17 protein-coding genes and 1 tRNA gene are annotated in these 16,689 nt (G+C 58.6%); 14 read left to right on the top strand and 4 right to left on the bottom strand.

What is annotated here, in order from left to right; genetic code table 11:
• Window positions 1-64: 64 nt before the first annotated feature.
• The 3 genes from EL26_RS21640 (at window position 65) to EL26_RS21630 (ending at window position 3,068) form a co-directional block, all read left to right on the top strand.
• The gene (locus EL26_RS21640) at window positions 65-1,261 is read left to right on the top strand and encodes an iron-containing alcohol dehydrogenase (protein ID WP_038094248.1); all 1,197 of its coding nucleotides are present in this window, start codon (window positions 65-67) and stop codon (window positions 1,259-1,261) included.
• 194 nt (window positions 1,262-1,455) lie between these two features.
• Window positions 1,456-2,736: an MFS transporter gene (locus EL26_RS21635; protein WP_038094247.1), complete on the top strand. Its 1,281-nt coding sequence runs from the start codon at window positions 1,456-1,458 to the stop codon at window positions 2,734-2,736.
• A 41-nt stretch (window positions 2,737-2,777) separates the two neighbouring features.
• Window positions 2,778-3,068 (top strand): Mpo1-like protein, encoded by a 291-nt coding sequence (locus tag EL26_RS21630; RefSeq protein ID WP_038094245.1) that lies wholly within the window; start codon window positions 2,778-2,780, stop codon window positions 3,066-3,068.
• Between the two features lie 67 nt (window positions 3,069-3,135).
• On the opposite strand, the gene EL26_RS21625 is transcribed toward EL26_RS21630, so the two are convergent.
• Together EL26_RS21625 and EL26_RS21620 are read right to left on the bottom strand one after the other, a co-directional pair.
• Window positions 3,136-4,374, bottom strand: a complete 1,239-nt coding sequence (locus EL26_RS21625) for a serine-tRNA(Ala) deacylase AlaX (RefSeq protein WP_038094243.1) — start codon at window positions 4,372-4,374, stop codon at window positions 3,136-3,138.
• A gap of 35 nt (window positions 4,375-4,409) precedes the next feature.
• Window positions 4,410-5,588, bottom strand: coding sequence for an aminotransferase class I/II-fold pyridoxal phosphate-dependent enzyme (locus tag EL26_RS21620; RefSeq protein WP_038094241.1), 1,179 nt, complete (start codon window positions 5,586-5,588; stop codon window positions 4,410-4,412).
• Between the two features lie 148 nt (window positions 5,589-5,736).
• On the opposite strand from EL26_RS21620, the gene EL26_RS21615 reads away from it, so the two are divergent.
• Genes EL26_RS21615 through EL26_RS21605 form a run of 3 tightly spaced genes read left to right on the top strand, consistent with a single transcriptional unit; the run spans window position 5,737 to window position 9,448 of the window.
• Complete coding sequence (locus EL26_RS21615; RefSeq protein WP_038094239.1) at window positions 5,737-6,513, top strand: enoyl-CoA hydratase/isomerase family protein; 777 nt, start codon at window positions 5,737-5,739, stop codon at window positions 6,511-6,513.
• 4 nt (window positions 6,514-6,517) lie between these two features.
• Window positions 6,518-7,582, top strand: coding sequence for a DNA double-strand break repair nuclease NurA (locus tag EL26_RS21610; protein WP_038094237.1), 1,065 nt, complete (start codon window positions 6,518-6,520; stop codon window positions 7,580-7,582).
• A 3-nt stretch (window positions 7,583-7,585) separates the two neighbouring features.
• Window positions 7,586-9,448: an ATP-binding protein gene (locus EL26_RS21605; protein WP_038094235.1), complete on the top strand. Its 1,863-nt coding sequence runs from the start codon at window positions 7,586-7,588 to the stop codon at window positions 9,446-9,448.
• 177 nt (window positions 9,449-9,625) lie between these two features.
• On the opposite strand, the gene EL26_RS21600 is transcribed toward EL26_RS21605, so the two are convergent.
• On the bottom strand, window positions 9,626-10,120 hold the full coding sequence (locus tag EL26_RS21600; protein ID WP_038094233.1) for a hypothetical protein: 495 nt from the start codon (window positions 10,118-10,120) through the stop codon (window positions 9,626-9,628).
• Between the two features lie 165 nt (window positions 10,121-10,285).
• Between EL26_RS21600 and EL26_RS21595 the strand changes: the two genes are divergently transcribed.
• Both EL26_RS21595 and EL26_RS21590 read left to right on the top strand, forming a co-directional pair.
• A complete protein-coding gene (locus tag EL26_RS21595; protein ID WP_038094230.1) occupies window positions 10,286-11,077 on the top strand; it encodes a TIGR00266 family protein in 792 nt (263 codons plus the stop codon).
• Window positions 11,078-11,153: 76 nt separating this feature from the next.
• The gene (locus tag EL26_RS21590) at window positions 11,154-11,756 is read left to right on the top strand and encodes a hypothetical protein (RefSeq protein WP_038094228.1); all 603 of its coding nucleotides are present in this window, start codon (window positions 11,154-11,156) and stop codon (window positions 11,754-11,756) included.
• Between the two features lie 58 nt (window positions 11,757-11,814).
• On the opposite strand, the gene EL26_RS21585 is transcribed toward EL26_RS21590, so the two are convergent.
• Window positions 11,815-12,261 (bottom strand): PaaI family thioesterase, encoded by a 447-nt coding sequence (locus EL26_RS21585; RefSeq protein ID WP_038094226.1) that lies wholly within the window; start codon window positions 12,259-12,261, stop codon window positions 11,815-11,817.
• Between the two features lie 145 nt (window positions 12,262-12,406).
• Here EL26_RS21585 and EL26_RS21580 point away from each other — a divergent pair, with 145 nt between their 5' ends.
• The 6 genes from EL26_RS21580 to EL26_RS21555 all read left to right on the top strand — a co-directional run bounded on the left by EL26_RS21580 (window position 12,407) and on the right by EL26_RS21555 (window position 16,551).
• Window positions 12,407-13,396 (top strand): metallophosphoesterase family protein, encoded by a 990-nt coding sequence (locus EL26_RS21580; protein ID WP_038094224.1) that lies wholly within the window; start codon window positions 12,407-12,409, stop codon window positions 13,394-13,396.
• Window positions 13,393-14,997, top strand: a complete 1,605-nt coding sequence (locus EL26_RS21575; protein ID WP_038094222.1) for an AAA family ATPase — start codon at window positions 13,393-13,395, stop codon at window positions 14,995-14,997. Before EL26_RS21580 ends, EL26_RS21575 begins: the two co-directional genes overlap by 4 nt.
• Window positions 14,994-15,245: a hypothetical protein gene (locus tag EL26_RS21570; protein ID WP_038094219.1), complete on the top strand. Its 252-nt coding sequence runs from the start codon at window positions 14,994-14,996 to the stop codon at window positions 15,243-15,245. Before EL26_RS21575 ends, EL26_RS21570 begins: the two co-directional genes overlap by 4 nt.
• Window positions 15,224-15,913: an ATP-binding protein gene (locus EL26_RS21565; RefSeq protein WP_238546166.1), complete on the top strand. Its 690-nt coding sequence runs from the start codon at window positions 15,224-15,226 to the stop codon at window positions 15,911-15,913. The genes EL26_RS21570 and EL26_RS21565 overlap by 22 nt, the downstream gene beginning before the upstream one ends.
• Window positions 15,914-15,945: 32 nt before the next feature.
• Window positions 15,946-16,344: an adenosylmethionine decarboxylase gene (gene speD, locus EL26_RS21560; protein WP_038094213.1), complete on the top strand. Its 399-nt coding sequence runs from the start codon at window positions 15,946-15,948 to the stop codon at window positions 16,342-16,344.
• A 132-nt stretch (window positions 16,345-16,476) separates the two neighbouring features.
• A tRNA-Ala gene (locus tag EL26_RS21555) sits at window positions 16,477-16,551 on the top strand.
• Window positions 16,552-16,689: the final 138 nt, after the last annotated feature.

Raw genomic sequence — 16,689 nt, 5'->3', positions numbered from 1 at the left:
GCGGGTTTGCTATACTGAAACTGTCTTGTACATACACAAACGAACGGCAACAGGAGGGAATCACATGTTGGACTTTCAACTGCACATGCCGACCCGCATCGTGTTCGGGCGCGGCGAAGTACATAAAGTCGGGGCGGAAGCGGCTCGCATCGCGGGCAAAGCGCTCGTCGTAACGGGACGCTCGTCCACCCGCAAAACCGGCGTTTTGCAAAAAGTGCTCGATTCTCTCGCCTCCGCGGGCGTGGAAGCGGTCGTGTTTGACCGCATCGAGCCGAATCCGCGCACGAACACCGTCGACGAAGGCGGACGCATCGCCCGCGAACAGAATTGCGGCTTGGTCATTGGTCTCGGCGGCGGCTCCGCGATGGACGCAGCCAAAGCGATCGCCGCTGTGGCGCTTTCCTCGATCCCGAGCCATGAATATATCACCGGCAACCAGACCGGGCGTTGGAAAGAGTTGCTCCCCGTGATGGAAGCACTTCCGATCATGACGATTCCGACGCTGGCGGCGACCGGATCGGAAGCGAACGCCGGCGGCGTGCTCACACACGAACCGACCAAGGAAAAAGGCGGCGTCTCCGGCCCCGCTCTCTACCCGAAAGTCGCGATCATCGACCCGGAATTGACGTTTACCGTCTCTCCGGAATACACGGCGGACGGCGCGGTCGACATGTTCACGCACTTGTACGAAGCGTACCTCGTCGGCGAAGAAGACGCGCACGTCCAAGACTTTGTGTCGGAAGGCTTGATGCGCGCCGCCGTCGAGTGGGGCCCGGTCGCCGTGAAGGAACCGGAAAATTACGAAGCCCGCGCCGCGCTGATGTGGGCGTCGACTCTCGCGCTGATGGGAATCCCGAACAGCGGACGCGGCGGCGCGTTCCCGGTGCACGCGATGGAGCACACGCTGTCGGCGTGGTTTGACATCTCGCACGGCCGCGGACTGGCGATCTTGGCACCGGCGTACTTCCGCGTCGTCGCCGAAGACCGCCCGCACCGCATCGCGCGCCTCGGCCGCAACGTGTTCGGCGTCCAAGAAGCGGACGACCGCGTGGCAGCGGAAAAAACCATCAAAGCGATGATCGACTGGTTCAAGTCGATGAACGTCTACCTCAAACTTTCGCACGTCGGCATCACGCAAGACTCGCTGAAGCCGATGGCGGCAGACGCCGTTCGCGTCGGCGGACGCGGGGCCGGGTTCATCCAAGCGACCCGCGAACTGCGCGAGCCGGACGTGTTGAAGATTTACGAAGAGAGCTTCTAAGTCTTCCACGTTCCGAAGCGCACTTGAGAAAAAAGACACCGGCACGCACCCGCGAGGCGAGCCGGTGTTTTTTTCATCTGCCCTGGGGTCTCTCCGACTGAAGACCTACGCTCCGCACTTCTCCGGTTTGAAGCGGGACCGGGGAGAGATGTAGTAAGATAGAAGAAACTGGAAGGGATCGGAGGAGAACTTCGTTGGATGCTCAAAAGTCAAACACTTCAGGCAGTTCGCGGTGGGCGCTGTTTCAAGACCGCGCGTTTCTCTTGTATTGGATCGGGTTTGCGCTCTCGGCGTTCGGGGACGCGATTTTTTTCCTGGATTTGCAGTGGATGATCGTGAAGTTGACCGGCTCCGGCTTGGTGATGGGCACGATGATGCTCGTCATGGGGCTGACCCGCAGCGTTCTGATGCTGGTTGGCGGAGTCGTCGCCGACCGCTTCGACCCGCGCAAATTGATGGCGCTCTCCGATTGGTCGCGCGCGTTCGTCATGATCGCGCTCTATCTGCTGACGCTTGGCGTCGGCACCCCGCCGATGGCGGCGCTCTACACGCTCGGCGTGATCTTCGGCCTCGTCGACGCCGTCTATTGGCCGGCGCGCAACGCGTTTGCTCAGCGCATCGTGGACAAAGAAAACTACAGCCAAATGAACAGCATCAGCACCGGCACGATGCAACTCTCGGTAATCATCGGCCCGGTGCTCGGCGCGATCTTGCTCTCGGCGTTCGGATTTGGCGTCGGCATGTGGATCAACGCACTCACGTTCATCGTCTCCGCCTTCACGCTGCTCGCCGTTCGCAAACACTGGAACACCGTCTACACACCGAAAAAACCGCAAGACACCACCCGCACATCCTTTAAAACCGACCTCTTCGAAGGCCTGAACTTCGTCCGCAACACCCCTGTGCTGATGTGGCTGTTGATCCTCTGGTTTTTCGCCAACGGGGCGGCAAACGGAATGTCGGTCGGACTGCCGTTCATCGCCGACGAGTTCGGCGTTGGAGCACAAGGACTTGGCTACATGCGGGGCGCGTTCGGTGTCGGAGGCGTGATCGGGGCGGTCGTGCTCTCGATCTGGGCGGTTAAAACACCGACCCCGCGCAAAGTATTCATCGCCTTCACCCTCCAAGGACTCGCGATGGCCTCCATCTCGCTGATGCACAACCAATGGGAAGTCGCCGCGCTGATGTTTATCGGAGGGATTGCGTCTACGGCGCTCTCCGTCATCTCGTCGAGTTTGATGCTCCTGCTGATCCCGCAAGACCTGATGGGCCGTGTCTCCAGCGTGAACTCGATTCTCACGATGGGCTCGACCCCGATCGCGCAAGGAGCGGCGGGAACGATCATCGACTTCGCCGGCCCGCACGTGCTCTACGCCGCTTTCGGGATCGTCGAAGCGGGTTCCTCGTTCGCAGGCTTGTTCGTCCCCGCCCTGCGCAAGTACCGCCACAACACGACAGAATCACTCCCCGCCTGAATATGATATACTAATCAGAAAAAGAGGGGAGTCACACCTGTATGGAAAACCTGACCTTCCTTGAAAAATACAAACGCGACCACACGCACCCCATGAACAAATTCACGCACGCCATCGGCATTCCGATGATCGTCCTCTCCATCCCCGTGGTGTTTTGGAGTTGGAAGTGGGCGCTGGCGCTGTTTGTGGTCGGCTGGATCTTTCAGTTTATCGGGCACGCCTTCGAAGGCAACCCGCCGTCTTTTTTCAAAAACCCGATCTACCTGCTGGTCGGTCCGTTGTGGATCGTCAAGCGCGTCGCCGGTTTCGTCACCGGCAAACCGCTTAAGTAAAAAAAGACTCCGGCACGCCTCTTCAGTGCGTGCGGAGTCTTTTTTTCGCAATCGGGTCTGAACAGCTTTACATCCCGGAGATCTGCACCAGCTCGATCTCCAGCTTCTGCATCACATCGTCCAACACAGCATCGGCTGACATCTCGCTGACGCCGCCGCCTTGGGCGAGAGCGGGCGAGCCGCCGCCCTTGCCGTTGATCAGCGGGAGGACGGATTTCAGCATGTTGTTCACGTCGAGCCCGACCGCCGTTCCGCGCGCGAACACCACTTGCAGTTTCGCTCCCGACGAGACGAACAGCGCGATCGCCGACGGTTCGCGCTCCGTCATGCGTTGCGCGAGGCGTTGCAACTCTTGCATCGGGCGGTCTGCAAACGTGCGGGCGACGACGAGCGTGCCGCGCTTCGTGATCGCATCGTTGAGCAACGTTTCCGCTTCGGCATGCAAGAATTGCTGCTTCATCTCTTGAAGCGTTGCGTTCAACTCCTTGCGCTCGGCGAGGAGGCGTTCGACTTTGTCCGGCAGTTCGTGCTCGCCGCTGGTCAGTTGGCGGGAGAGTTGACGGAGTACCGTCTGCTTCGCCGTCATCGCTCCCAGCGTGCGCCATCCGCAGACGAAATCAATCCGGACGTTGCCTTTGTAGCGCTCATAGCCCAAGATCTTGATCGGACCGACTTCGCCGGTGTAGGCCGGATGCGTGCCGCCGCACGGGCTGTAGTCGAAATCCTGCACCGTGACGATGCGGATGTTCTCCGTCACGCTCGGCGGTTTGCGCAAGGGCATCGCGGCGAGTTCTTCCGGTTCGACGAACCGGCAGTCGATCGGGCGGTTTTCGAACACGATGCGGTTGGCAAGCCCCTCAACCGTTTCGATGATCTCCGGAGTCAAGTCCGGCAGCGTGATGTCGACGGTGACGATTTCACGCCCGAGATGGAAGCCGACCGTCGCGCCGTCGTACAGCTCTTCAAACGCAGCCGACAGAATATGTTGGCCGGTGTGTTGCTGCATGTGATCGAAACGGCGCTCCCAGTCGATTTCGCCTGTGACGGAATTCCCCGGTGCCAGTTTGGTTTTTTCCAAATCGGCTTGGTCGAGGCGGTGGCGGATCTTGTCCTCCACTTCCTCCACATCGACGACGCGAACGCCGTTGATCGAGCCGAGGTCGGACGGCTGCCCGCCTCCCGTCGGGTAAAACGCAGTTGAATCGAGCACCGCAAAAGGAGTGCCGTCCGCTTCGACGCCCGTCTCCAACACCGTCGCCGTGAACCGGCGCAGGTACGGATCATCGTAATACAGTTTGCCTGTCATGGATAAGGGTCCTCCCTTGGGATGAGTTGTTCCGATTACTGTTGCGGTTGCAAGATGCCGCACTCCTCGATGCGGCGCACGACTTCGCGAAGCCGCTCGACCGGGTGGACCAGCGCGATCCGCACATAGCCTTCGCCTTGCTCGCCGAACGCCGCGCCGGGAATCATCACGACGTGCGCTTCATGGACGAGACGCATGCAAAATTCCATCGACGGGATGTCATACGGCAGTTTCGCCCAGACGAACATCGTCGCTTTCGGTTTTTCAATCGCCCAGCCTAAGTTCCCGAGTCCGTCGATCAACACGTCGCGGCGTTCTTGGTAGATTTTCGACATCTCGCGGGTGTACGATTGGTCGCCCGTGAGCGCTGCGGTCGCCGCCGTTTGCACCGCGCCGAACACGCCGTAGTCGATGTTCGATTTCAGCGTCGCCAACGCTTGTACCACTTCGGCCCGTCCCGCCAAGAACCCGATGCGGCAGCCCGCCATCGAGAAGCTCTTGGACAGGGAGTGGAATTCCACCGCTACGTCCTTCGCGCCCGGAATTTCCAGAATCGACATCGGGCGGTAGTCGTCAAACGCGAGCTCCGAATACGCCAAGTCGTGCACGAGCACGATGTCGTGCTTCTTGCAAAACTCGATCGCTTCGAGGTAGACGCTCACGTCCGCCACCGCCGGAATCGGGTTGCCGGGGTAGGAGATCAGGAGCATCTTGGCTTTGGCGGCGATTTCTGCGGGAATCGCGTCAAAGTCCGGCATGAAGCCGTTTTCCGCCAAGAGCGGCAAGGGGGCTACTTCGACGGACGCCAGATGCAGACCGGCGGCGTACACCGGATACGACGGGTCGGGAATCAGCGCCACGTCGCCGGGGTTCATCAATGCGGCGGGCAGGTGCGAGAGTCCGTCTTGGGAGCCCATCAGCGTGAGAACTTCTGTTTGCGGGTCGAGTTCGACGCCGTTGAAGCGTTGTTTGAACCATTCAGAAAACGCTTGGCGCAGCGACGGGAACCCCTGTTGGTGCGCATAGCCGTACGTGTTGGGAGCGAGCACCGCTTCCGAGAGCGCTTTGCGCACGTGATCCGGCGGCGGCAGATCGGGCGAGCCGATGCCGAGGTCGATCACGTCATGGCCTTGAGCCATCAGACGATGTTTGTGGTTGGCCATCTCCGTGAAGATGGAAGAGGTGAGGTATTTCAGTTTATCTGCTGGTTTCATGATTGGTAGTGGCCTCCTGCTTCGTGGATCGTAGGTTCGAATCCTGCCGGGTTTATGGTAGGATGAGGATGTCGCAACAGATATACGTCGCGGAGAGTACCTCTCCATTTTACCATAGAATTTTACCATAGAAAGGAATCCCTTCACTATGAATCTTGGAGTACGTTATGAAGCATTTCCGACAGAGGGTCTTGCCGTTTTGCGCATCGACCGCCCGGAAGCGAGCAACGCCGTCAACACGCAGGTGATGGAAGGTCTCGCCGAGGGATTGGAACAGGCGCGGCAGGATGAATCCGTTCACGTCGTGATCTTGACCGGGACAGGCACCCGCACGTTCGTCGCCGGCGGCGATCTCAAGGAATTTCATTCCGAACTGAAAACCGAAGCGCAAGTCTATGAAAAAATGTCGCAGATGCGACGGGTCTTGGAAACGATCGCCAACTTCCCGAAGCCGGTGATCGCCGCTGTCAACGGCGCGGCGCGCGGAGGCGGCGGAGAAGTCGCGGCGGCGTGCCATTTCCGCATCGGATCGGAATCGGCGACCGTCGGGTTCATCCAAGTCAAACTCGGCATCGCGCCGGGCTGGGGCGGCGGCGTGATGCTTACACGCATCGTCGGTCGTCAGCAAGCCCTGCGGTTGATTTTGACAGGGGACGTGATCGGAGCTGAACGCGCGCGGGACATTGGATTTTTTGACGAAGTGGTTCCGGCGGACGAGGTGCTGGAGGCAGCCAAATCGTTTGCCGCCAAGATCGCGGGCAATTCGCCGAAAGCGGTGCAGAGCTTGCTGCGTCTCTTGCGGGAGTCGGAAGGGTTGGAACTGTCCGACGCGATGGAGCGGGAAACCCGTCTCTGCGCGAGACTTTGGATGACGCCGGAGCATGACGCGGCGGTGGATGCGTTCTTGACACGGAAGCGAGGGTGAGAGGATGAGCACTGGGATTTTCACGCTCGCCGACAAGTTGCAAGGGCTGAACCGCAATTTGCACGACCAGCGCCGCGAGCGCGTCGCCTCCTCGAAACTGCGGGCGGCGTTGGAGACGTCCGTCGGCGAGTTTCGGCAAGCCAAGCGGCTGTCGGGGCCGGAGACGGAAGCGCTGTTTGGCGGGCGTGCGCTGGTCGGCGTGGACGGATCGGTCTCGCAAGTCGGCGGGAATTACCCGTACACGGTGCATCTGTTCAAATCGCTCGCCAAGTCCACGCTGCCTGCACGAAACGGTGCAACGTCGGTGGAGCAAGTGGAACTGCTCTCGCCGTTGTTGGCAGATAACCTGCGTGAAATCAAAAACTTCCTCGAAGAGCGCCGTCACGAAATCCGCGTGACGGAAGGGCTGGACGACGAAGTGCTCGTGAACGATCTTGCGGAGCAACAAGCGTACTTTATGCTGGCCGATAAGAGGATGGTCGAGATGGAACTGAAAGCGGCCATGGAAGCGATCGAGCGTTTTTCTCCCTACCTCGTGCTGATGGACGGCGGGTTTTCGCGGTTGAAAGGCAAGGGAGGGGAACTGTGGGAGGAGTTTGAGGACTTGGCGCTCACGATGGGCACGATCGTCGTCGGCGTGATCGAGGAAGTGGGGTCGTTCCGCTTGCAGTCGCGGTTGGCGAATCACGAAGACGTGCTGAACGGCTTCCTGCACCGCCACGACCGCGAGATTCTGTTCGGGACGCTCAACCAAGGCGAATGGCTGAAAACGTCGCTCGACCGCCCGATCAAAAACGAATTCTACACGGTCTTCACCCGCCTCTCCGATTTGCCGCAAGCGGGCGCGTGTGATTTTTTGCGCGGGCAGGCGGATGCGGTGGACGATGTGATCGATTTTTTGTATACGATCACGCCGAGCAAGTCGCGGGGGATTCCGCTGTGGCTGGATGTGGTCGACGCGGAAGTGCGGCTGACCAAGAAGCAGATCGACTTGATCGTAAAAAGCAACGTGGACGTGGAGAACATCGAGTCGTTCCTGCGCCCGCAACGGGATAGGAGGGACTTCTAAGAGATGCAGATCGTCGGACAAACGACGCAGCTGGAAGCATGGGTGGCGTCGCGCACCCGCAAGTTTCACATCAACGAAATTTTGATCATCGAAGACCGCGACCACCGGCACCCGAAAGCCGAGGTGATCGAGACGCGGACGTTCAACCGCTACATTCCGCTGGCGTCCGAACAGAGCAACCTCGTGGACACCTCCGTGTTGGAAGGGTTGCGCTCGGTCGGCTTTGACATCGAGGACGAAGAGATTCACCTCGGCAAACTGCGCTTGATCGAAGAACTACCGACCCCGATTCGCGTCGGCGCGCCCGCGCGCGTGCCGTCGTTTGCGGAAGTGGAAGACCTGCTGATCAAGCGCAAACCCCATGAAGGTCTGACGCTTGGCGTCATCCAAGGCTCCCGCGAGATCGCCAAAGACATGCCGGAGTCTCTGCAGAACGTCGCCCTGCTGTTTGACAAGGAAAACGGCGTCGGCGAGCAAGGCGGCGTGCCGTTCGTGTTCGACTACCGCTCGATGGATCAGTACCCGCACATCGGGATCTTCGGCGGGTCGGGTTCGGGGAAGTCGTTCGGGTTGCGCGTGTTATTGGAAGAATTGATGCTGAAGCAAGTGCCTGCGGTCGTGTTCGACCCGCACTTTGAGTTGACGTTCGATCAAGAGTTCCCGAACTTGCCGGAAGACTTCCGACATTCTTTTAAAAAACGATTCGTCACGCTCGACGCAGGAGAAGACATCGGGATTGAGTTCTCCGAATTGATCGCAGACGACATCGTCTCGCTGCTTCGCGCGTCGTCCGGCAGCATCACCGACGCGATGGAGACGGCGATCAAAGCGCTGCATAAGAAATCGGACAGCTTCCTGACTTACTCCACCCGCATGGCGAACCTCGCCGAAGCGCTGGACAATGAAAAGGAAATCCGCGAGCAAAGCCGGGACGAGTACCTCAACCCGAACGACCGCGAGCGGGTGAAGCTGCTCAACGACTTGCTGGTGAAGTACAAAGACAAAGTCGGCGGTTTCTCCGGTACGCTGCGCTCGGTGTTGCGCCGGTTGACGCGCTTGGAGATGGAGGGTGTGTTCACGTCCGCCGGCACCAAGAAAGTCGAAGAAGCGTTTGCCAAACGGCAATTGGTGGTCATCCGCGGGTCGATGTATTTCTTGAACGTGTTTGCGTTTTATGTGGTGCGCAAGCTGTACCGCAAGCGCCGCGACTACCGCGATTCGATTCAAAAGGGACGCCCGGTCGAGGAGAAGTTTCCGCCGTTCGTCATCATCACCGACGAAGCGCACAACTTCGCGCCCAAGGGCGACGTTCCGGCTCCGGCGAAGGGCGTGTTGAAGGAAATCGCGCAGGAAGGCCGTAAGTACGGCGTGTTCCTCGTGTTCGCCACACAGCGTCCGGCGTTGCTCGACGACACGATCACGGCGCAGCTTTCCACGAAGCTGGTGTTCCGAACGGTGCGTTCGGTGGACATTGCCGTCATTAAGGAAGAGACGGACATCACCGCGGAAGAAGCGGCACGTCTGCCGTACTTGTCGAGCGGCACGGCGTTTCTTTCCTCGGCCATTACGGGACGCACGACAGCTGTGCGAATTCGCGTCTCGAAAACCACGTCGCCGCACTTTAAGAATCCGTTTGAAGAGCTGGAGGAAGGGTTCGCCGAACAGGATGAAAAAGTCTGGGAAGCGGTTCTGCCGTCGCTGCCGATCGACGCGTCCAACCTCAACGCCTACCTCACGGAAATCGGCCGCAAAGTCGGGCGGTTGCTCTCCTTCGACGAACTGGAGAAGACGCTGGAAGACTTTGTGGATCAAGGGCGTCTCTTGAAAGTGAGCACGCCGTTTGGGGCGCGTTACAACAAAGCCTAAAAGCCTTGCAACAGCCTGCGAAAAAAGCTCTGATACCCGCGTGTCGGGGCTTTTTTTCAAGCATTGCCCTGCAAGGAAGCTCTAGATACCGTGTGTCGGGGCTTTTTTACAAACTTCGCTCTACGAAAAAAAGCTCTCGGACATTGCGTGTCCAAGAGCTTTTTTCACAATCGTCGCTTATCGGTAGCTGAACTCGTACATCTCTTCGCCCGAGTTCGCATCGACCACGTACACTTTCTCATGGTGCGTCGTGCCGTCCTCGGCTTTGAACTCCATGCCGCCAAACGAGACCAAGTACGCCGGGATTTGCTTCACGCCGAACGCGAGGTTCGGGTTTTTTTGCAGGGCGTCCGGTTTGATCTGGCCCGGTTTGCTGTCGGTGAGCAGTTGGTACTCGACTTCAATCGTCGAATACTTCTGCCCCTGCATCCCGCTCTTCAAGTATTCCACCGGCCCGCGCATCGGCGTCGCGGCGTCGGTCTTCGGCTCTTCCAACTTGAAGTTCGGAAGCTTGCTCAAATCATGCTGGGTTTTCGACGGACCCTTCACATAGTCCACTTTCGCAAAAAACGGCGTGTACCCGTACACCCCGTAAACCACGCAAAGAACCGCGATCACCGAACCGATGATCCACTTGGTCGTGGCATCCATTTTCTTCTTCTGCTCTGCCATCCAACGATCGCCTCATTTTCTATCGTCTGTCTCTTCATAGATTGTAGACGGAACGAGGGCAAGATGCAATTCTTAAAACTCTCCAACTCAGCAGGACTTACCCCCTCGAAAAGGGAACAATAACAGGTAAATCCAACCAAAATTCGCGAGGAGGAACCTCCCCACATGGCAAGCGCACATGAAATCGACTACAAAGTGTACGGCGACGACATGCAGTTCGTGGAAATCGAACTCGACCCGGAAGAAAGCGTGGTCGCCGAAGCCGGCAGTTTGATGATGATGGAAGACGGCATTCAAATGGAAACGATCTTCGGCGACGGCTCCGGCCAAGGCGGCAGGGGCCTGATGGGCAAGTTGTTCGGCGCGGGCAAACGCTTGCTGACCGGAGAGAGCTTGTTCATGACCGTCTTCACCAACGTCAGACCGGGCAAAAACCACGTCTCGTTTGCGGCACCGTACCCCGGCAAGATCATCCCGATGGACCTCGCTGAGCTCGGCGGCAAGATCGTCTGCCAAAAAGACGCGTTCCTCTGCGCCGCGAAGGGTGTTTCCGTCGGCATCGAGTTCCAGCGCAAGATGGGCGTCGGGTTCTTCGGCGGCGAAGGCTTCATCATGCAAAAGCTCGAAGGCGACGGCCTTGCGTTCGTCCATGCGGGCGGCACGATTTACGAGCGTGAACTGCAACCGGGCGAAGTGTTGCGCATCGACACCGGCTGCTTGGTGGCGTTCACGCAAACGGTGCACTACGACATCGAATTCGTCGGCGGGGTCAAAACGGCGCTGTTCGGCGGCGAAGGTCTGTTTTTTGCCACCCTGCGCGGTCCGGGCAAAGTCTGGGTGCAATCGCTCCCGTTCTCCCGTCTCGCCTCCCGCGTCTTCGCAGCCGCTCCGCAAAACGGCGGTCGCCGCGAGGAAGGCAGCATCTTGGGCGCGCTCGGCAACTTGTTTGAAGACTAAATTTGAAAAAACGGATCAAAAACAGACCTCCCTGCTGCGTCGAGGTCTGTTTTTTTCCGTGTGACGAGGGATCGAAATGAGCGAGGTTTTAGAGGTCAACATGTTTGCATCTAAGCTGGTCACTCCGGCTGCTTTTGTAGAACTGCTGGAGACTTCCGGCCGGAAAGTGACGTTGCGGGAGTGTGAGTTGTTCAGCAATTGGGAGTATGAAGACCATACCTCATGGGTGCCGGCCGATGTCCAAGCGGCATTTCAAGAGTTGCAAGAGGGGATCCTGATTTCCAAAATTGCGCAGATGCACTTCTTGGTGGACGATCGCTGCACAGGCGGTTATGCAGCCTACAAAGTCAGTCCAGACCAATTCGAGTTGAGCGTGTGGATCAACACGTCCGGCTTGGAGTCGCTTCAAGGGGATGAGGTGGGAGCTGACAATCGCTCCTTCTATGATCAATTGACGAAAACGGTCGGACAGGTAGGGAAGCAGCACAACTTTACATCCGCTTATGTAGGGCTGGAGACGTCCGTGGAATTTTCCGAAGACCTGGTCGAGATGATGCGGAATTCTCACAACGTATTTCGTTGGATTCTCCCCGCCCGACCCGCATGGATTCCCCCAGGGTTTGAAGTGCAGGAAGAAGAGGGGGATTGGGTCGTCAATCGATTGCCGCGCTCTTCCTGAATCAAAAAAAAGACTCTTCACGCTAGCCAAGCAGTGAAGAGTCTTTTTGCTTATCCACTTATTCAACAGGCACGAAGTAGTCGCTTTTCCGATACGCCAAACAGTCCGCATTGGCGATCAACTCGCCGTTGGCTTCCACACGGATGCGGTACCACGCGGTGCGGTTGTTTTTCTTCTCCTCGACAGCCGTAGCCCGCAGCGTGTCTCCCGCCCGGCTTGCCGCGAGGAATCCGGTGTTCACGTTCAAACCGACCGACGTCTTGCCGTACGAGTTGCACGCCACCGCGAACACAAAGTCCGCCAGCGAAAAAATCACCCCGCCGTGCGTCGTCCCGTGCGCGTTGAGCATGTTCTCCGTGACGACCATCTCCGCCGTCGCCGTGCCGGGCCCGACTTCCACCAACTGAATCCCAAGAAACTGGGCAAACGTGTCCTGCTTCAACTTCTCCGCAATTTCTTCATAATGCTTCCGGTGCATCTCCAAATCGTCCGGGTACTTTGCCATTGCGTGTCTCCCTCCCTGTATCCAGTTGTCCCAAGCATAGTTGCGCTGGTTTTATGTGTCAATTCACTTTTTACAACATCCAAGCAGGAATCCGCCTCGTGCTCCTTGAAGTCTACATAATAACGAAAGGGGGACGAGCGTTCTCATGAAGCTCTTGTTTCTGACAGATACTCACATCCGCGCAAGTTCCCCCCAGAACCGCACGGATGATTTTGTTGCGACATTGAAGATGAAGTTTCGCGAAGTCAACGAGATCGCCAAGCGCGAAGGCGTACAGGCGATCTTGCACGGCGGCGATCTTTTTGATATTCCGAGCCCGTCGTTGGCGGTGTGCGGCGATTTCGTGCAGATCATGGGCGAAGCGGGCGTGCCGACGTACGGCATCGCCGGCAACCATGACATCTTCGGCCACAATCCGGACACTCTGCCGCGCACGATGCTCGGCTTTCTCGACCGCATCGGCATCTACCGCTTGATCCACCCCGGCCAGCCGCTGTTTCTCGACCACGGCGGGGTGAAAATCCAAGTCACCGGTCAGCATTACCATTACGATCTCGACCGCCGCGACCCGCGCCTCGATTATTGCATCGACCGGGTGGAGGCGGACTTCGGCATTCACCTCGTGCACGGGATGTTGATGGACCGCGCGTTTATGGAAGGCGTGGCGCATACCCGCGTCGACCAGATTCTCGATACCAAAGCCGACTTGACCCTCTGCGGCCACAACCATCTGGGTTGGCCGGAAGTGAAGCACGACGGCAAGATTTTTTACAACCCCGGCGGGTTTGTGCGCCTCTCGAACCACCCGTCCGACGCGGCGCGCCGTCCGCAAGTCCTCATCCTCGACTTCACTTCCGGGCGTCTGGAGATCAAGAAAATCAAACTGCAATCGGCGCCGCCGGGCGAAGAATGCCTCGATCGCAGTCAAAACGAAGAGGCGGCGTTCGCCGCGCAACGGCTCGCCGATTTCGTGCAAGGCATCAAAGCGGCGGGCGACTACAAAGTGATCGACATCGGAGCGATCATCGACGAAATCGCCGGACGCGAAGGCTTGCCGAACCACGTCCGCGAAGAAGCGATGCACCGCATCGCCTCCGCCCAAGAACGTCTCGCTGTCGGGGAGAACAAACGATGAGCCAAAAAACCATCCGCAACCTTCGCATCGAGAATTTTCAATCGCACGAACTGACCGAGATGGCGTTTGACGACGGTTTGAACGTCATCGTCGGGGCGTCCGACCAAGGCAAGTCGGCGGTGATTCGCGCCTTGCGCTGGCTGTTGTTCAACGAGCCGCGCGGCTCCGATTTCATCCGCGTGGGCGCTTCGCAATGCCGCGTCACGATCGAACTGGCGGACGGCTCCCGCGTCACCCGCGAGCGCACGCCGTCGAAGAACCGCTACATCGTCGTTCAGCCGGACGGAGAAGAGCAAATTTACGAGGGCTTCGGCAACTCCGTGCCCCGCGAAGTCAGCGACGCGACCGGCGTGGCGAAAGTGATGCTCGACGAAGACACGGAAACGGTGTTGCACTTGGGCACGCAGTTGGAACCGCCCTTCTTGCTGTCGGAGCCGGGCTCGATCAAAGCCAAAGCGATCGGCCGCTTAAACGGCGTGCACATCATCGACGCGGCGTCCCGCGATACGCACCGCGATCTGACGCGTCTGAACTCCGAAGAGAAGCAATACCGCGAACAGTTAAACGAAGTCGAGGACGAACTGATGCAGTTTTCCGACCTCGCGTATATGGAGAATATCCTGTTCATGCTCGAAGAACGCCACGCCCGCCTCAAGCAGTTGGGCACCCAAGTGGAAAATCTGCGCCGCCTGCGCGAACAGCACCGTCGCGTGCAAAGCGAACTGGCGGAAACCAATACCGTTTTGGAAAAAACGCAACATCTCGAACTTGCGGCGCTGCGCCTCGAACAAGCGGCCGCCGTGCAGAGCAAATCACTGCGCTTAAACCAAGCCCGCCATCGCTGGACGGACGTGCGACGCACGTTGCAGCAGACCGACCGCATCTTGCAGGAAACGGAGCACTTGCCGACGGCGGAAGACCGTTTGCAACGCCAAGAGCAGAAATTGGCGACGTACCGCCGTCTCAGCAAACTGGCGGCGGACCGCGAGAGCACGGTGATGCAGACTCAACGCGTCGAGCACGTCTTGCACCAAACGGCACATCTCCCGCAAGCAGAACAGCACGTCTCCCGCATCGAAAGCTCCAACCAGCGTTTGCACCGTTTGCAAACCTTGCGCGGCAAAAACGGCGAAGCGGCTTCCTTGCTTGGACGAATTGATACGGTGCTTCACCGCACGGCGCACGTGCCCGAAGCGGGACATCGAGTGGAGCGGCTCGCCGGACTTCGTGCCCGATCCCTTTTTCTCAAAGAAATGGCGGGGAAAAAGCACGAGGTCGAGCGGCAGATGCACAGCCTCGCGCGCGTGTTGCAAGCGCTGGGCGATACGGACCGCGCCGAGTTCAAGTTGGAGGAGTTGGCGATGCTCGCCGGGCGGCAGAAACGCCTGCAAGAGTTGCGCTTGCAGATTCACGACAACATCGAACGCCTGCAAAAAGCGGACGTCTACCTCGCGAACAACGCCGACGAATTGCGCGGCTTGATCAACGAATACAGCCGAGCGTTGAAAAACTCGGGCACTTGCCCGGTGTGCTTCACGCCGATTGATGAGCATACGACAGACCGCTTGGTCGAAGAATTTAGAGGAGGAATCCCAGGATGAGCACGATCACGGAAAACCAGCTGTCTCAATTAAAAGACGGCCTCGCCAAAGCGAAAGACATGCGCTACAAAGCGGAAGTCCGCAAAGACAACCTCTTGAAACAGCAAGAGGAAATCCTCGAACAAATCCGCGCCGAGGGCGTCGATCCGGACGCGCTCGACCTTGAGATCGAGAAGCTCGAACAAGAAATCGCGCAGCTCGCCGAAGAAGTCCAAGGGATGATCCCGTGGGATCTGATCAAGGGATGAGCCTCGACTTGACCCAATTGGACGCCGCGATGAACGAACTGCGCGCCCGCTACAACCGCCGCTTGGGCGAGCAGGACGCGGTGTTGCGCAAGAAAGCGCAGATCGTGGAGCGTCTGCAAGAGAAGCGCGAGGAGATCGACAAGCTCCAGCAGGTCAAGATTCTCTTGCAGGAGTCGTCGGCGTTTGCCCGCGAGCAAGCGCGGCGTCAGATTGAGACGATGGTGTCCAACGCGTTGCAGTTTATCTTCGGCAACACCGATTTGGAGTTTCGCGTGCAGATCGAGGAAGTGCGCGGGCGCGCCGAGGGGGAATTTCTCGTCGTCTCCACGTACGGCGGCGACATTCCGGTGGAGACGCGCCCGCAAGACGCGCGCGGCGGCGGGGTGGTCGACGTGATTTCGCTGGCGTTGCGCGCGGCGCTCTTGCAAGCGAACCGTCCGGCGCTGGACGGGCCGATGATCCTCGACGAGCCGGGGAAGCACGTGTCGGAAGAGTACAGCCGGCCGGTGGCGGAGTTTCTCAAGCAGCTCTCCACGGCGTTTGGACGGCAGATCATCATGGTCACGCACAACCAACACTTGGCAAGTTCGGGAGATAGTAGTTACATCGTGGAGATGCGTTCCGGGAAAAGCTATGTACGAGTCTTTCAAGGAGTGGAGCAGGCCTAGAGCCATTCCCTCCCGAAAGGAGTGGACGCGATTTGGATACGATGGGACGACACGTTGTGGCGGAACTTTGGGATTGCGACCCGGAGCTTCTGAACAACATCGAACAAGTCGAGAAGATCATGGTCAACGCCGCGATTGAATCCGGGGCGGAAGTGCGCGAAGTGGTGTTCCACAAGTTTTCGCCGCTCGGGGTGAGCGGCGTGGTGGTCATTTCGGAGTCGCATTTGACGATCCACAGCTTTCCGGAGCATAAGTATGCTTCCGTGGACGTGTACACGTGCGGAGACCGCATCGATCCGAAAGTGGCGGCGGAGTACATCTCGCGCGGCCTGCGGGCGAAGCGGCAGGAAACCGTGCAGTTTGCGCGGGGGCTTGGCAAGTTGAAAGTGGATGAACTGTCGATGGAATCTGCGGGCGGGACCGTTCGGTAATTGGGAAACTCTCCTTGAGAGTTTCCTTTTTTTCTTTGCAAAAAAGGTATTGCAATCGCTGTTGGAGCGTGGTATATTTACTTCTGTCGCCAGCGAACGACGCTCGCTGAGCGGCGCTGAGAGAATCACCCTGGGGAATTAGCTCAGTGGTAGAGCACTGCGCTGGCAGCGCAGGGGTCAGGGGTTCAAGTCCCCTATTCTCCACCAGATTTTTTTAAGGACAGGTCGACTACGAGCAGCGGTGTCCATGCCGCAACGTCGACACTCGTTCTTCCTAAACTTGGAGCTGTGGTGTAGAGGCCTAACATGTCCGCCTGTCACGCGGAAGACCGCGGGTTCGAATCC

The sequence above is a fragment of the Tumebacillus flagellatus genome (assembly GCF_000714935.1).
Taxonomy (GTDB): Bacteria; Bacillota; Bacilli; order Tumebacillales; family Tumebacillaceae; genus Tumebacillus; species Tumebacillus flagellatus.
The sequence above is the reverse complement of the archived record's forward strand: the minus strand, read 5'-3'. Positions and strand labels throughout refer to the sequence as shown.

What these genes read in the sequence shown, in the direction of transcription:
- EL26_RS21620 (WP_038094241.1), bottom strand. Translation starts at nt 5,588, where the DNA reads ATGAAACCAGCAGATAAACTGAAATACCTCACCTCTTCCATCTTCACG.
- EL26_RS21625 (WP_038094243.1), bottom strand. Translation starts at nt 4,374, where the DNA reads ATGACAGGCAAACTGTATTACGATGATCCGTACCTGCGCCGGTTCACG.
- EL26_RS21570 (WP_038094219.1), top strand. Translation starts at nt 14,994, where the DNA reads ATGAGCACGATCACGGAAAACCAGCTGTCTCAATTAAAAGACGGCCTC.
- EL26_RS21640 (WP_038094248.1), top strand. Translation starts at nt 65, where the DNA reads ATGTTGGACTTTCAACTGCACATGCCGACCCGCATCGTGTTCGGGCGC.
- EL26_RS21610 (WP_038094237.1), top strand. Translation starts at nt 6,518, where the DNA reads ATGAGCACTGGGATTTTCACGCTCGCCGACAAGTTGCAAGGGCTGAAC.
- EL26_RS21630 (WP_038094245.1), top strand. Translation starts at nt 2,778, where the DNA reads ATGGAAAACCTGACCTTCCTTGAAAAATACAAACGCGACCACACGCAC.
- EL26_RS21590 (WP_038094228.1), top strand. Translation starts at nt 11,154, where the DNA reads ATGAGCGAGGTTTTAGAGGTCAACATGTTTGCATCTAAGCTGGTCACT.
- EL26_RS21600 (WP_038094233.1), bottom strand. Translation starts at nt 10,120, where the DNA reads ATGGCAGAGCAGAAGAAGAAAATGGATGCCACGACCAAGTGGATCATC.
- EL26_RS21595 (WP_038094230.1), top strand. Translation starts at nt 10,286, where the DNA reads ATGGCAAGCGCACATGAAATCGACTACAAAGTGTACGGCGACGACATG.
- EL26_RS21605 (WP_038094235.1), top strand. Translation starts at nt 7,586, where the DNA reads ATGCAGATCGTCGGACAAACGACGCAGCTGGAAGCATGGGTGGCGTCG.
- EL26_RS21585 (WP_038094226.1), bottom strand. Translation starts at nt 12,261, where the DNA reads ATGGCAAAGTACCCGGACGATTTGGAGATGCACCGGAAGCATTATGAA.
- EL26_RS21575 (WP_038094222.1), top strand. Translation starts at nt 13,393, where the DNA reads ATGAGCCAAAAAACCATCCGCAACCTTCGCATCGAGAATTTTCAATCG.
- EL26_RS21580 (WP_038094224.1), top strand. Translation starts at nt 12,407, where the DNA reads ATGAAGCTCTTGTTTCTGACAGATACTCACATCCGCGCAAGTTCCCCC.
- EL26_RS21615 (WP_038094239.1), top strand. Translation starts at nt 5,737, where the DNA reads ATGAATCTTGGAGTACGTTATGAAGCATTTCCGACAGAGGGTCTTGCC.